The following is a 15,213-nucleotide window of genomic DNA, read 5'->3' as shown; positions in this document are numbered from 1 at the left end:
GATGGGCGCGGCGCGCACGATGCGATACTCCGGCGGCTGACCTTCCAGTTCGGCGATGGCCAGCCACGGTGCGTCATGCAATCCGTCGCGCTTTTCCAGCACCGCACCACTGCCATTGCGCATGAGGTAGCGCGGCTCGGTACCCGCGCGTCGCTGCGCGACACGGTCGGGAAAGGCCAGCGCCAGCAGCGCGCCGATATCGTCGTCGTTCCATGGCGCGTTGGCGTTTACGGCGCCAAAATCGCCACGCCGCAGCAGGTCCTGCATGATCTGCCGCACGCGTCGCGTGGCATCGCGGTCGACACTGGCTCCGAACATGCCGGCCGCCGTGCCACCGTCTCCATCACGGCGAAGCAGCTCGGTGCGCAATCGCAGATCTGCCGGTGGACGTCCGAATTCAGCACGCAACACATCGCGCTCCTCGAGCAATGCTGCAATGGCGGCGCCAGCCACCGCTTCACCGCGCGACGCCGCCGTCAGCAGGAGATGGGCCACACGCGGCGCGAGTGGCAACGCGGCCATGCGCTTGCCATGGGGCGTGATACGACCCTGCGCATCGAGTGCCGCCAATTGCGTGAGCAGTGCCCGCGCGGCACCAAAGGCCGCAGCCCTCGGTGCATCCAGCCAACGCAACTGCGATGGATCGTGAATACCGGCATCGGCCAACTCGAGCGCGAGCGAGGAGAGATCGGCATCGAGGATCTCAGGCCGTGTGGCGGCGAGCATGGTGTGCTCCTCGTGCACGTCCCACAACCGGTAGCATACGCCCGGTGCCGTACGGCCGGCGCGGCCGCGTCGCTGGTCGGCCGACGCGCGACTCACCCGCACCGTGTGCAATCGCGTGAGCCCGGCCGCGCTGTCGAAACGCGGAATACGCGACAGACCGGCATCGATCACCACGCGCACGCCTTCCACGGTGAGGCTGGTTTCGGCGATGCTCGTGCTCAGCACCACCTTGCGCCACCCGGCTGGCGCTGGCGCGAGAGCCGCATCCTGCTCGCTCAGCGGCATACTGCCATGTAACACATGCACGTGCACGCGAGAGAGCTCCGCGCTGCCGGTCAGCCGTTCGGCCACTCGACGCTGTTCGCCCGCGCCCGGCAAAAACACCAGCAGGTCACCCTCGGTATCCTGCAGCGCTTCGCGAATCACCCGACTGGTACTGGCTTCGAGGCGTTCGTCAGCGCGCGGCGCGCGATGATGTGTGGTGACCGGAAACATGCGCCCCTCGCTCCGCACCACCGGTGCGGCGCCGCCTTCATCGGCAATCAGCGCCGCGACCGCATCTCCCTCGAGCGTGGCTGACATCACCAGCACCCGCAGCTCGGGGCGCAGTTGCTGCTGGGTCTCCAGTACCAGCGCGAGCCCGAGGTCGGCGTGCAGCGAACGCTCGTGAAACTCGTCGAAGATCACTGCGCCGTACCCCTCGAGCGTGGCATCGGCGGAAAGCAATCGCGCGAGCACACCCTCGGTCACCACCTCGATGCGCGTACGGGCCGAGATGCGTGTGTCACCGCGCACCCGGTAGCCAACCGTCTCACCGACGGAATCACCGCACTGCCGCGCCATATAGGTGGCGGCCGCGCGTGCGGCGAGCCGCCGTGGTTCGAGCATCACGATGCGTTGCCCATCGAGCCACGGCGCATCGAGCAACGCCAGTGGCACGCGCGTGGTCTTGCCGGCACCGGGCGGCGCCTCGAGTACGGCGACGGCGCGCTGCTGCAGCGCGTCCTGCAATGCCGGAAGCGCACTGTCGATCGGCAGTGGCGTGAGCGAACGGGGCATGCGGCGCTGCGTCAGGTCACGACTCAGCGTCGGCGCCGCGCAGCGCCATCGAGCTGCTGCAGCAACCACTGCTGCGCGCGCTCCACCACATCATCAGCACCCGTACGAAATGCCCGCGCCGTCATGCGGGCGTCCACCACGGGCGTAATGCCCACGCGCTGCCACTGCGCACCATCGGCGCGACGCAGTTCGGCGGCCGGAATGCCCACGGAGAGTTGGCCGGGGAGTGCGAGCCGCACGGTTTCCACCGGAGAGCCCGCCGTGGTGCTGCCCACGAAGGTGACATCGGTGGTGGCTTCCAGCGCCATGGCCAGACGTTCCATGGTGCCTGACGTGCGCTCGTCGAGCAGTGCCACCAGGCGGCCCGCGTAGTGACCAGTGGTGTCCCCACGACTCACGCGCGCCCGCAGCTCGCGCTCATCCGCGCACTGCTGCGTGGCCTCGCGCAACGACGCCACGAGACATGGGGCACTCTGGTAGCGATGCAGCTCGCGCGCGGTCACCGCCACTGAGCGCGCCCGCACGGCCGACAGGATCTGGGCAAACACGGCGCTCGTATCGGGCAGGGCCCCGCGCAGATCGAGAATCCAGGCGCGCGCATTGCGATGCTGCGCGAGTTCCGGTCCCACGGTCTGTTCGGTAAGGCGATTCACGTCGATGTACGCGACACCCGAAGTCAGCGCACGCGACGGCGTTTGCCACGGCCGCTCCACCGTAGCAAGCAGCGGCACATTGGCTTCCAGTCGCGGTACGTCCACCTGCCGCTCTCGGCCAGCCGTGTCGCGCAGACGGAACAGCGCACGTCCCGGCGGACCGTAGGGCATCAACTGCATGAGCTGGTGCATACGATTCCAGTCGTTGGGCGCCGACACCTGGCCGCGGTGCTCCATGATCCACGCCGCCATCGGAAACCCATCCGCTGCAGTGACTTCGAGACCGGGTTCGATGCCCAGGGCCTTCGTATCATCATTGCGAACCACGTCGGTGATGATCGCCCGCCCATCCACCCAGCGCACGCGGAACGGGACAGTGGCCAGCCCTCGCGCCGAGTCGGCGGAAACACCGGTCAACTGCACCTGCGCATCGTCGAAGGCCGACACAAATCCGCGCAGCGCCGCGGCATACTGATGCGCGTATCGCGCGGACTCGAGCCTGGGGATCACGCGCTCGAACGCCAAATCGATGTCATCGTCGTACAGGTCGCGGTGTGCATGACGTGCCCGCATGGCACTCCACACGCGCGCGGCCGCCAGCACCCGTGCTCCCATGTACGGATAGGGGTCCGTATCGTAGTAGGTGGGCAGCACGGCCGGCGATCGCACCAGCGGCATGCGGGACACGCGTACACCACGGCCCGTGCGCAGCAGCTGCAATGCCGTACGCAGCGCAGGCACGCTGTCGGATGCCGTGCCAGTGGGCGCCGCCGTGACCGTGGTATCGGCCAGCACACCGCTGCTGCCGTCCACGTGCACCACTTCACCAGTGCGAATACGCACCGCGAATCCCTGACCAATGCTCACCTGCACGCTGGGCACGAGGGCATCGTCGTGCAACGGGCCTTCACCGATCAGTGTGCCACGGCCCGTGGCGATGAGGCCGAGCACGGCGCGCGGCAGCACGGTGCGTTCGTTGGCCAGCACCATCACCCGCCGCGGCATCGGGCTCCGCGCTGCGACCAGCACACCATCGCGGCCCAGCCAGGAGTCGTCGTATGTCCATGTGCCCTGCACATCGCGCGCACCGCCCACACGTCGCACACGCACCGTGCTGCGGGAGAACGGCACGCTGGCCAGACGCTCGCCCAGTTCCATGCGCGCGACGAACGCATCGAGGCTGTCGGGATCTGCCGCGGCACCAGCCGTGCGCAGATCCAGCACGACACGAGGCGGCGCATTGGTGAGCGCCTCACGCAACGCCACTTCGGCGCGCGACGAATAGCGTGTAGCCGTGGGCATCTTCACCACGAGGATGCTGTCCGCGGTGCGTTCCACGGCGATCTCGCCGGCAGGTCCATCAACGGTCGCCTGCCCTGCCTGACCTGAAGCCTGCAGCGGCTCGACGCGCGTGAGCGGATCGTTGAGTGCTGCCAGAAATCGCGCGTACGCGATCTGCAGCGACGCCGCATCCTGCGCGCGACGCACCAACGTCACCGCACGGATGTACGCCGAGTCGAGCGGAGCGCCTCGCACCACCACAGCGGGGTGATGCATGGAGATCAGGTGCCACACCTGCGTGAGCTGCACCAGCCGCGCCACACCGGCCGAATCCGACGCCGCCGGTTCGGGCTCTGGATCGGCTGGGGCTTCGGGCATCACCACGCGCGGCTGTTCGGCCTGACGCTCGACAGGTGCGGTGATGGGGACGGCAGGCGCGGGTGCTTTGCCCAGCGCGCCGCCGAGCGGCTGACAGCCGGCAAGCGCGAGGATGGCCGTGACACCAAGGGCTGGTCGCAGATCGCGGAGTGGCATATTGCCTAAGATACCCCGCTGCCTGATTCGCCACCCGCCTCCGCCCATGTCCGAATCGTCTACCGCTGCGTCCGATGCGTCGTCCGCCACCGTGCGCCTCTACTACGACGACGCCACACTGTCCCGTTTCAGTGCCATCGTGACCGGCGTCGCTGACGAGGGGCGCGTCGTCTACCTCGATCGCTCGGCGTTCTACCCCACGTCCGGTGGACAGCCGCACGACCTGGGCTGGTTGGCCGACATTCCAGTGGTCGATGTGGTGGATGAAGACGAGCGGGTGGCGCATCGCCTGGCCGAGCCCTTGGGATTGCCGACGGGCGCGATGGTGGTGGGTCAGGTGGACATGACCCGTCGCTTCGATCACATGCAGCAGCACACCGGCCAGCACCTGTTGTCGGCGCTGCTCGCTGATCGGTATGGGTGGCCCACAGTGAGTGTGCACTTCGGTGACGTGACATCGACCGTGGACGTCGCCGCGACGGAGGTCACGCCTGAGCAGTTGGTGGAGATCGAGCAGCGTGCCAATGCGTTGGCGCTCGACAATCTCGAAGTCTCGGTGAGCTATGAGGACGCCGAATCCGCTTCGGGGCTGCGCAAAGCGAGTGAACGCACGGGCACGCTGCGCATCGTGACGATCGATGGACTGGATCGCAGCGCGTGTGGTGGAACACACGTCGCGCGCACGGGGGAGATTGGCGCGGTGTTGTTGCGCCGTGCGGAGCGCACGCGTGGACATACCCGCATCGAGTTCGTGTGCGGACATCGTGCGGTGCAGCGCGCGCGTCTCGATGCGGAGTTGCTCACACGTGCCGCGCGTCCACTGTCGGCCGCGCCGCAGGATGTGCCCGTGCTGGTGGAGCAGATGCAGCAGCGGTTGCAGGAGCTCGAGCGTGACCTCAAGCGCACGGCACTGGCACTCGCCGGTCATGAAGCGCTGGCGTTGTGGAACGCGGCCACGCCGGGCGCCGATGGCGTGCGCCGCGTGCGACTGACGGTGGCGGGCGCGGTGAAGGAATCGGAAGCGCTTGCGCAGCAGCTCACGGCACGAGGCGGGTGCGCCGTGTTGGTGACAAGCGACACGGTGGGTGGAGTACTGCTCGCATCGGCCGCCGATGTGTCCATCGACGCGGGGCAGCAGCTCCGCGCCGCATTGCAATCCGTTGGCGGCCGTGGTGGTGGTTCTCCGCGCGTGGCGCAGGGCGCTGTCACCGGCGGCGGCGAAGGGTCGGCGAATCTGCGCGAAACCCTGGACGCCGTGGCCCGTATGCTCGGGTTCTAGCCGACGCGCGCCGTCCTCCATGGCGAAGTGTCGGACCTATTCACCGTGGAGTCATAGATGCCAGTCACCATCGCTCGTTCCATGCGCGGCGCCGTCGCGTCGCCCCTCTTTGCAGCCGCAGTGGCAACCATTGCCACAGCACTTTTTGCTTCGCCTGTCGCCGCGCAGGGCATGCGCTTCGGGACGCTGGCCGGCCCGGCGTTCACGTCCATCACCGATCTCGACAAGTCCGCCGATCTGGGCATGGACCTGCTCACCAGCAAGAGCCGTATCGGCCTGCAGGGTGGTCTGTTCGCGACCATTCCGGTGAAGGGCGCACTCTCGCTGCAGCCCGAAGTGCACTACTCGCAGAAGGGTGGCAAGCTTGAGACGTCCATGGAGTTGCCCGAGTCTGCGGGCGAAGAGACGGCCAAGTTGGGCTTCCGACTGGCATACGTGGAGATCCCGGTGCTGGCGCGCATCGATCTGGGCAACCGCAGTGGCTGGCATCCGTTCGTATCGTTCGGCCCCGCGTTTTCGATGCGGGCGGCATGCAAGGTGAGCCTGGAGGTGGCCGGCAGCGGCTCACTGAGCACGAGCTGCGACGAGGGGGACCTGGGTGAGGGCGAGGCTGCATCGCGCGACCCGTTCTCCAAGACCGACATCAGCGGAATCGCCGGCGCCGGCTTGACGGGATCGCTCCTGGGCCGCTCCGTATTTGTGCAGGCGCGATACAGCCAGGGCTTCTCGTCGATCGCGAAGGAGTCGTCGGCCGATATCTCGCCGAAAAACCGGGGCTTTTCAGTGGTGTTCGGCCTCGGGTTCTAATCGACCTTCAGGCCACGCCCATGCCGATCCGCCGTCCAGCCAGCACCGAGCACGCCCCATGGGCACAGACATACATCGACTCCACTGAGTCTATGCTGTCCCAGGAAGGGCTCAATGATGTTGCAGAATTGCTCGACAGTCAGCCAACGAAGCTGAGATCGCTGCTGGCCGGTGCACCGGCCGACATCGGCGGGTTTTCCTACGCCGCCGACAAATGGACACTGGGTGAGTCGCTACTGCATGTGGCCGACACGGAGCGGGTGTTTGCCTATCGCGTGCTCCGGGTCGCCCGCAACGACGCTACCCCGCTGCCCGGCTTCGACCAGGACGCCTGGGTGCCGGAAAGCCGCTCCACCCAGCGTCCCCTGGACAGCATCCTGACCGAGCTCGAGTCGGTCCGGGCAGCCACTCTGGCCTTGGTCCGTTCGCTGGACGACACGGCGCTGGCCCGCGTGGGCACCGCGTCCAATCACCCGGTGTCCGCCAATGCCCTCATCTGGATGATTGCCGGGCATATGGCCCACCATCACGCCATCACCCGCGACCGGTATCTGACGGCGCGCTGATGTGACAAGGGCCTCGGCCGGAGGCCTTGAGGTGGGCCAGCGGCGGGTCGGTTTCCGGAACCGACTGTGGCTAGATTTGGGGGCTGTGCGCGTGGGGTTCGATGGAGAGCCCCGCGAGCTCACCCTGAATCAGGTCCCTCCACGGGGCCTTCTGCCTGATCCCTCCGGAGCGCTTTCGTGTCCGCGTCACCTTCGTCTGCTGGTTCGTCCGTCCCGTCTGCACTCGCCGCTGCATCGCCCGAGACCGTGCGTCTGGCGATCGACACCGTCCGCACACTGGCCATGGACGCTGTCCAGGCGGCCGAGTCCGGACATCCCGGCACCCCGATGGCGCTGGCCCCGCTGGCCTATGCGCTGTACGCCAAGCACCTGCGGCATGACCCGACGGCGCCCGATTGGGCCGATCGTGATCGCTTCGTGCTATCGGTGGGCCATGCCTCGATGCTGCTGTATGGCACGCTGCACCTGGCCGGCTACGACCTGTCGCTCGACGAGATCAAGCACTTCCGTCAGTGGGAGAGCCTGACGCCGGGTCACCCCGAAGTGCATCACACGAAGGGTGTGGAGACCACCACCGGCCCGCTGGGTCAGGGTGTCGCCAACGCGGTGGGTTTTGCCGTCGCCGAAGCACATCTCGCCGCGACGTTCAATCGTGAAGGGCACGCGGTCGTCGATCACTACACGTACTTCATCGCCGGCGATGGCTGCCTCATGGAAGGCATCTCGCACGAAGCCGCGAGCTTCGCGGGCCACATGCAGCTCGGCAAACTGATTGGTTTCTTCGACGACAACGGCATCACGATCGACGGCAGCACGTCGCTCACGTGCAGCGATGATGCGGCCAAGCGTTTCGAATCGTATGGCTGGCAAGTGCTGCACATCGCCGACGTGAATGACCTCGCGTCCATCGATGCCGCGATCGCCGCCGCGAAGGCCGATACGCAACGTCCGTCGATGATCATCACGAAGACGCACATCGGTTTCGGCTCGCCGAATCGCCAGGACACCGCGAAGGCGCATGGCGAACCGTTGGGCAAGGACGAGATCACGCTGACCAAGCAGGCGTACGCGTGGCCCGGCACCGAGCCGTTCTTCGTGCCCGATGCCGCCCTCGCGCACTGGCGTGACGCGGCCGCTGCTCGCGCCGCCACGCACGCCGACTGGAAGCAGACGTGGAGCGCGTACGAAGCGGCGCACCCCGAACTGGCCGCCGAGCTTTCGCGCCGTCTCGCGGGCAAGCTGCCCGCCTCGCTCGATGCCGCCTTCCCCGCGTTCGACGCGAAGAGTGGCAATGTGGCCAGCCGCGCGGCGAGTGGTGTGGTGGTGAACGCGATCGCGCCGGTGTTGCCGGAACTGATCGGCGGCAGCGCCGACTTGTCTGGCTCCAACCTCACGATGGTGAAGGGCGCGCCGCTGTTCTCGGGCACGAATCCGGCCGCTCGCAACTTCCCGTTCGGCATTCGCGAACACGCGATGGGCGCGATCATGAATGGTATGGGGCTGCACGGCGGTGTCATTCCGTACGGCGGCACGTTCCTGGTGTTCAGCGACTACATGCGTCCAGCCATTCGTCTTGCGGCGTTGATGGGTGTGCAGGCCATCTATGTCTTCACGCACGACTCCATCGGTCTCGGTGAAGACGGCCCGACGCACCAGCCGGTGGAGCATCTCGCCGCGCTGCGTTGCATTCCCAACCTGCTGGTGCTGCGCCCGGCCGATGCCGACGAAGTGACCGAAGCGTGGCGTACCGCGCTGCATCATCGCAGTGGCCCGACGGCCATTGTGCTGACGCGCCAAAAGCTGTCGTACTTCGGCGAGCCGGCGCGCGCGAAGAGCGGCGTGCCGCAGGGCGCTTACGTGGTGGCCGATGCGGCCGGCCGCGCACCGAACGTGGTGCTGCTGGCCAGCGGTTCCGAAGTGGAGATCGCACTCGCGGCGCGTGAGAAGCTGTCGGGCGAAGGCATTCACGCGCGTGTGGTGAGCTGCGCCAGCCTCGAGCTGTTTGCGCAGCAGCCGGTGGAGTATCGCAACCATGTGCTGCCGGCCGGCGTGCCGCGTGTGGCCGTTGAAGCCGCGCATCCGATGCCGTGGTATCGCTGGGTGGGTGATACGGGCGCGGTGGTGGGCATCGAGCGCTTCGGTGCGAGCGCACCGTATCAGGTGCTGTACGAGAAGTTCGGCATCAGCGCCGACAATGTGGTGCGCACGGCGAAGTCGGTGTTGTCGTAACACACAACTCGTTGCTCAAAACCAAAGCGGGCCCGGGACAATGTCCCGGGCCCGCTTTGCCGTTCACCTCCAAACCCGCAACCCGCTACCCGTCACTACTGTCACGGGCATCGCGCCAGGCCCGTCGCCGGGCAACGCTCCGGATCACGTGCCGGTGCGCTGGACTGACCGCCGGGGCCGCCAAACGTGTAAAGCGGCAACTGCAGCGTCTGCAGCTCACGGCCCGGGATGGGCAGTTGGATCGGCGTGTTCTCGGGGAGCGTCTGCCAGCCACGCGCATCGAGGAACGCGATGACACCGTTCACGCCGAGGCCTTCGATGCCCTTCTCGTAACGCAGGGCGTCCCACAGGCTGCCGCAACCACCGGCTTCCTTGCGCGGCACACAACCGGGTTCATTCGGCGGCCCATCGAGCGTGACCGGCGGCAACTGCCCGTTGGCCACACGCGACTTGTTGATCAGCGTGACGGCTTCTGCCGCGCGACCCAAGCGGATGAGCGCCTCGGCCTTGAGCAGATCCATCTCCGCCACCGTCATCGCGACCTGCGGACCGGTCTGCCACGTCACGTCGGTACCGGCACGCAGGAAGTAGTAGTGCGACCAGCGATAGGTACCGCGGTCGGCGGCAAAGATGTTGTTCAGGTTGTAGCCCACGTACTTGCCGGGCGTGGCCGGACCACCAGCGCCTTGAATGCGGCGATCCTTCGTGCGCATCTGGAACGGCTGGCGCGCATCGTTGGCCGTCGCCACCCAGTTTTTCCAGCCATCCGTGGAGTCGGCGGGGCCGATCAGCCAGTAGCTCGGACGACCGAAGTCGGACGGGCGACCCGCGGTGCGAAGGCGTGCCACCAAGCGCTTCCAGTCATCCCACAGGATGTCGGGCTGCGCCGTGGGCGCGTAGTCAGCCGTGATACCGGCATCCACACGACGAATGACTTCGGCCCAGTTCACCGCCGCGCGTTCTGTACGCGACCGTGCACTGTACACCAGGATGCGCGCCGCATACGAATTGGCGAAGCGCACGAACTGGTCCTTGGTCATCGCCTGGAACAGCCACGACTCCACCGGGAAGGTCATGGTGGGATTCGCGTTGGCGATCGTGATCGCCGAGTCGAGCTGCCTGATGGCAAACGTGGCGACGTCCTTGTACTCGGTGAACTGCGGGGTGGTCATCGTATCGAGCTGCGTGCGCTCGTCGATGATGGGCCCCTTGTCGAAGTACAGCGCCACGTGGCCATAGGACAAGCCCTGCATCAGCTTGCCCATCGCCTTGGCACGAGCGGTGCGCGTGGCATTCTCGATCACCAGTCCGTTGTTCACGGCACTGATCACGTCGTTCACCGACGAGATGGTGCGATACAACTGATACCACGGCTGTTCGTTGACCAGTCGACGCACGTTCACCGGGCTGTTGTTCCAGCCGATGCGCGGCTCCGCCGACATCTCGAGCTGACCAAAGTCGGCAAAACCCGAGGTGACTTCGCGCGCCATCGTGCTGAACGCCCACGCCGGATAATCGTCGTGGCCGGCCACCGGCCACCACGTGCGGAACGACGAGGCCACGAAGGTCTCGGTGGTGAGCGCCTGTGCGGTGGCACGGGCGGCATCGGGCCTGTTCGGGTTCGCCACGTCGAGGTCCTGGCAGGACGCCGCAACGAGCGCGAGGCCGATCGGCAGTGCGAACTTCTTGAGTGCTGTCATGTGAATGGCTCGTCGGTCAGAAGATGATCTCGACGCTGCCCGTCACCGTGCGATAGCGCGGATAGGCAAAGCTGTCCAGACGATTGAGCACCGACCCCACTTCCGGGTCGTAGCCCTTGTACTTGGTGAACGTGAGCATGTTGCGGCCGATGAGCGACAGCGAGGCCTGGCTGGCGCCGAGGCGCGCGAGGGCGCCGTTGAAGCTGCTCGGCAGGCGATACTTGAGCGAGAGTTCGCGAAGCTTCACGTAGCTCGCATCTTCGACGAAGTAGTCCGTCGGGCTGTTGGCGGCATACAGCGCCACATAGTAGTCCGTCGGCTTCTTGAGCTCCTCCGGCTTGCCTGCCTGATCGACATCCGCGTGCCGGCCCCACTGATACATGCGCTGGCGCGTCTGGTTGTACACGTCGCCGCCCACCTGCGCGTCCCACAGCATGAACACCTGCAGGTTGCGCCAGCCAATCGTGTTGGACACACCAAAACGGAAGTCGGGGTTGCCATCACCCATGCGCCTCACCGCGGCACTGCCGGTGGAATCGATCGCCGTGATGGGCTGACCAAACCGATACACGCCGGTCCCGATGGTCGTGGCCGGTGCATTCCAGAGGTTCTTCGTCTGGCCATCCGTGTAGTTGTTGCCGGCACCCACGAACACCAGCAGTCCTTCGTCATTCACCTGGAATTCGTTCGCACGGGCCTGCGCCGCAGCCGGCAGCTCGCTCGCATCCTTGATGAAGCGGAAGCCGTACATGTTGCCAAGCGTTTCGTTGCCGCAACGGAATCCAATGGTGCCCGTGGTGAAGCAGGGGAGATTGAATTCGGTGATCTTGTTGCGGTTGCGGTCGGCCACGAGGCCGGCGCGCCATGTGAAGTTCGGCTTGCGCACAAGCTGCGCCTCGAACGTGCCTTCCCACGAGTTGCCTTCCACGGTGCCGGCGTTGCGCCACTGGTTGGCATAGCCGAAGTAGCCCGCGAGCGGCACGAGCAGCAGCTGGTCGGTGGTCTTCTGGCGCGCGCGCGAGATCTGCAGCGAATAGCGGTTCTTGAAGATGGCGTCGAAGCCGAATTCCGTTTCCTTCGAATACTCGGGCTTGAGGAAGCGGTTACCGAGATTCGCTTTCACCAGGCCGCCGCCTTCGGTGAAGTTGTAGGTCTCGTACTGGTCGGAGAAGTCAGGACGTCCACCGGCGGTACCCTGCGACGCGCGGATCTTGAAGTCGCTGATGAAGCCCTTGAACGGGAACCACGACTCTTCTGACATGCGGTACGCGCCGCTGACACGGTAGTACCAGTTCTCCTGCTCTTCCGGGCCGAACAGCGAGCTGCCGTCGAGACGGGCCAGGCCGTCGATGATCAGCTTGCCGCGATAGTCGCTGGCCGCGCTGACGAAGAACGAGTTGGTCTTGATGGTTTCGCTGTTGGACGACACAAAACGCACGGTGGCGTTGTTGAGCGCGTTCACGCCGGGCGTGGCGAAGATCTCGCCGCTGGCGTTCACCGTGTTGTTGGTTTCACGCTCCATCAGGCCGCGCACCGTGGAGCGCAGCGTGAAGTCGCCGACCTTCTTGAGCAGATTGGCCGACAGCGAGGCGTTGAGCGCGTTGGTGATGCCGTTGAAACGCGAGATGGAGCCCGGGCCACCGTTGGCGTAGCCTTCGGTCTTGATGCCCTGATCGAGGAAGAAGTTGTTGTCGCGGTCCGAGCGGTCGAAGCTCAGGTTGCCGTCCACCGTGAGCCAGGAGCGCGGTGTGTACCGGCCCTCGAGGCTGCCCTGAAGGCGGGCACGGTTGCGGTTGTTCTTCTCGGTGGAAAGCACATACAGCGGGTTCTCTTCACGGCCTTCGAAATCGGGCTGGAAGATGTACTTCGTGCCGTCCGGGTCGGGCTGACGCAGGTCGACGTCGGGCGCCTGGTTGATCAGGTCGAAGAACACGTCGCCGTACAGATTCTGACGCGTGGACTTGCTGTAGTAGGAGCTGACACCGAACTGCAGGTCGCTGCGCGGACGGTGATCGAGATTGAAGCGAAAGTCGTTCTGGTCGTAGCGGCCGCTGTTGAGCACCACGCCATCTTCGCGCTGGTTCACATAGGCAAAGAACCAGTTGGTCTTGCCGCCGTTCTGCGCAATGTTGAGCGAGTTGCGCATGAAGTTGCCCGGATCGAAGAACCGATCGACCTGATCATACGCCGTGCCCGGCGCATACGAACGATCCTGGAATCGTACAGGCATTGGCACACGCTGCTCGCGCGGCACGATCTGGCCGGCGGCATTGGTGTAGTTGCCGTTCGCGTCCGAGTAGTAGTAGTGGTACTTCGCCCAATCCACCGTGCGAGCCAGCGAGTTGGAACCCCACTCCGAGCGCACCGTGAACTTGGTGGTGCCTTCCGCGAGGCTGTTTCCGCGACGCGTGCGGATCTGGATGACACCGGCCGAGGCGCGCGAGCCGTACAGCGACGCTGCGGCGGCGCCCTTTACGACTTCCACGCTTTCGATATCCATCGACTGGAGGTCGGCGCTGGCCGCGTCGAAGGATGCCGACTGAATCACACCGTCGACCACCACCAGCGGGGAGTTGCTCTTGCTGATGGACGTGGGCGTACGGAGCTGGATGTTCGTACCGCTACCGGCCTGGCCGGTGGGCACCACACTCACACCCGCGATCTTGCCCTGAATGGTTTCGAGCGCGTTGGTGGCTGGCACCGGGGCGTCTTCCGCCGACACACGACCCACGGAGAACGGCACACGCGTACCACTCGTCGGATCGACGACACCCGTGGTAACCACAGCCTGAAGGTTCAGTGCCGCCGCGTCCATCTTGAGGTCGAGCGTGAGCTGCTCTGTCCCCACCGTGATTCCCGAGCGAACCAGTCGCCGATACCCCAATCGGATGGCTTCAAGGCCATAGCTGCCCGCAGGCACATTCACAAAGGTGTATCGTCCATCAGCATTGGTGCGGGCTTCGAGACGCGTGGTACCACGCGCCAGAAAGAGCTGCACCGACTGCAGGGGTTGTCCGGAAGCGGAATCAGACACCGTACCGACAACGCGGCCGGCCGCTCCTTGTGCTGACAACGGCGCTGCGGTGCCGGCAAGGGCACCACACAGCAACGCCGTCAGCACACGGGCCACGGCAGATCGAGAGACCATCAGTCCTCCAGGGGGGCGGAAAGGGTGGAGCGCAAGTCACCCCCGCTACGTCGTGCGATTGGAGGCCGTTGACCGCGGCGTCATGGCGTCCGGCGGTCGGGCGGGAGTGAACGGCAAACCTATCCCGGACTGGGAGTGAGGGAAAGCATCACATCCCAGAATGGCACGCGGTGCACGGCATGTTCACACAGAGTGACGCCGCGCAGTGCTGCACTGTTGTCGGACATGCACGCTTCAATCGAAGCGGTCGTCCCCTGCGATTTGCCGCTATCGCTTGCGCAGCGCACGTCCTGACAGAACGCCGGTAGGGGAACCATCCCGCACCGCCGCCTGTCCATTCACAAAAACGAAACGCATCCCGGTGGAGAGCTTCGTGGGCTCCATGTACGTAGCTTCGTCCCGCACCGTGCGCGGATCGAACACGATCACGTCGGCAAATGCCCCCGCGCGCAGCACACCACGATCGGTGAGTCCGTACGTGCGCGCCACCTGCCCCGACGAAGCTTCCACCATGCGGGCCATGGTGATGACGGGCTTGTCCAGCACATAGCGCCGGATCTTGCGCGGGAATGTGCCATAGAGACGCGGATGCCCGCTCGATCCATCAGAGCTTGTCATGACGAATGGGTCCTTCATGAACGTCTCAATATCGGACTCAGTCATGTTGAATGACGCGACTCCCATGTCGAGCCCCTGTTCGATGAGATCGAGCGCTGCATCCACCGCCGGCTTGCCGCTGCTGCGCGACACATCACGCAACGTCTTGCCGATATACAGCGCGGAGCCGGCCCCCCCGTTGATGAGCAACAGCGTGCTGTCGCCACCGCGTCGACGCATGTTCTCCTCCATCTCGGCGAGAATGCGCGTGCGCGTCGCAGCGTCCCTCGTACGGGCGAGCAGTGAGTCACGACCGCCCGCCTGCACCCAACGTGGCAGCAGTGCGGCACTGAGCCCCGTGCCACTGGCCGTCCACGGATACTGATCGGCTACCACCGTGCATCCGCGTGCGCGTGCGCTGCGCATGATAGCAAGCACACTGTCGGCCTTGCCCCATACGTCAACGCCGAGTGTCTTGATGTGGCCGATGTTGGTGGTGAGCCCGGATTCACACCCGATCCGGATGGATTCCTGCACCGAGGCGAACAGTCCAATCGTGTACGAGCTCTCGTCGCGCTGGTGTGTGTCGTACACACCGCCGAATGGACGCGCCGCCGACACCACGGCCAGCACT

The 15,213-nt window shown here is 65.7% G+C and carries 9 protein-coding genes; 4 read left to right on the top strand and 5 right to left on the bottom strand.

The features are described 5' to 3' along the window. Both hrpB and VGE27_RS12665 read right to left on the bottom strand, forming a co-directional pair. A partial coding sequence (gene hrpB, locus VGE27_RS12670) for an ATP-dependent helicase HrpB (RefSeq protein WP_331050028.1) occupies positions 1-1,785 on the bottom strand: 1,785 nt, incomplete at its 3' end. 23 nt (positions 1,786-1,808) lie between these two features. Next, positions 1,809-4,253 carry a S41 family peptidase gene (locus VGE27_RS12665; protein WP_331050027.1) on the bottom strand — a complete coding sequence of 815 codons (2,445 nt, stop codon included), beginning with the start codon at positions 4,251-4,253 and terminating at the stop codon, positions 1,809-1,811. A 46-nt stretch (positions 4,254-4,299) separates the two neighbouring features. Between VGE27_RS12665 and VGE27_RS12660 the strand changes: the two genes are divergently transcribed. From VGE27_RS12660 to tkt, 4 genes are all read left to right on the top strand, one after another. After that, a complete protein-coding gene (locus tag VGE27_RS12660; protein WP_331050026.1) occupies positions 4,300-5,532 on the top strand; it encodes an alanyl-tRNA editing protein in 1,233 nt (410 codons plus the stop codon). 57 nt (positions 5,533-5,589) lie between these two features. Further along, on the top strand, positions 5,590-6,339 hold the full coding sequence (locus VGE27_RS12655) for a porin family protein (RefSeq protein WP_331050025.1): 750 nt from the start codon (positions 5,590-5,592) through the stop codon (positions 6,337-6,339). A gap of 20 nt (positions 6,340-6,359) precedes the next feature. After that, on the top strand, positions 6,360-6,905 hold the full coding sequence (locus VGE27_RS12650) for a DinB family protein (RefSeq protein ID WP_331050024.1): 546 nt from the start codon (positions 6,360-6,362) through the stop codon (positions 6,903-6,905). 177 nt (positions 6,906-7,082) lie between these two features. Beyond that, positions 7,083-9,134 carry a transketolase gene (gene tkt, locus VGE27_RS12645; protein WP_331050023.1) on the top strand — a complete coding sequence of 684 codons (2,052 nt, stop codon included), beginning with the start codon at positions 7,083-7,085 and terminating at the stop codon, positions 9,132-9,134. Between the two features lie 101 nt (positions 9,135-9,235). Here tkt and VGE27_RS12640 read toward each other — a convergent pair whose 3' ends face one another. From VGE27_RS12640 to VGE27_RS12630, 3 genes are all read right to left on the bottom strand, one after another. Further along, positions 9,236-10,834 carry a SusD/RagB family nutrient-binding outer membrane lipoprotein gene (locus tag VGE27_RS12640; protein ID WP_331050022.1) on the bottom strand — a complete coding sequence of 533 codons (1,599 nt, stop codon included), beginning with the start codon at positions 10,832-10,834 and terminating at the stop codon, positions 9,236-9,238. Between the two features lie 16 nt (positions 10,835-10,850). Continuing rightward, positions 10,851-13,982, bottom strand: a complete 3,132-nt coding sequence (locus tag VGE27_RS12635) for a SusC/RagA family TonB-linked outer membrane protein (protein ID WP_331050021.1) — start codon at positions 13,980-13,982, stop codon at positions 10,851-10,853. 267 nt (positions 13,983-14,249) lie between these two features. Further along, positions 14,250-15,213 (bottom strand): N-acyl-D-amino-acid deacylase family protein (locus VGE27_RS12630; protein ID WP_331050020.1); only part of this gene is annotated, 964 nt, incomplete at its 5' end.

The sequence above is a fragment of the Gemmatimonas sp. genome (assembly GCF_036405635.1).
GTDB lineage: Bacteria > Gemmatimonadota > Gemmatimonadetes > Gemmatimonadales > Gemmatimonadaceae > Gemmatimonas.
Note: the sequence above shows the minus strand (reverse complement) of the source record. Positions and strands in the feature narration are given on the sequence as shown.

What these genes read in the sequence shown, in the direction of transcription:
- VGE27_RS12665 (WP_331050027.1), bottom strand. Translation starts at nt 4,253, where the DNA reads ATGCCACTCCGCGATCTGCGACCAGCCCTTGGTGTCACGGCCATCCTC.
- VGE27_RS12660 (WP_331050026.1), top strand. Translation starts at nt 4,300, where the DNA reads ATGTCCGAATCGTCTACCGCTGCGTCCGATGCGTCGTCCGCCACCGTG.
- VGE27_RS12655 (WP_331050025.1), top strand. Translation starts at nt 5,590, where the DNA reads ATGCCAGTCACCATCGCTCGTTCCATGCGCGGCGCCGTCGCGTCGCCC.
- VGE27_RS12650 (WP_331050024.1), top strand. Translation starts at nt 6,360, where the DNA reads ATGCCGATCCGCCGTCCAGCCAGCACCGAGCACGCCCCATGGGCACAG.
- VGE27_RS12640 (WP_331050022.1), bottom strand. Translation starts at nt 10,834, where the DNA reads ATGACAGCACTCAAGAAGTTCGCACTGCCGATCGGCCTCGCGCTCGTT.
- VGE27_RS12635 (WP_331050021.1), bottom strand. Translation starts at nt 13,982, where the DNA reads ATGGTCTCTCGATCTGCCGTGGCCCGTGTGCTGACGGCGTTGCTGTGT.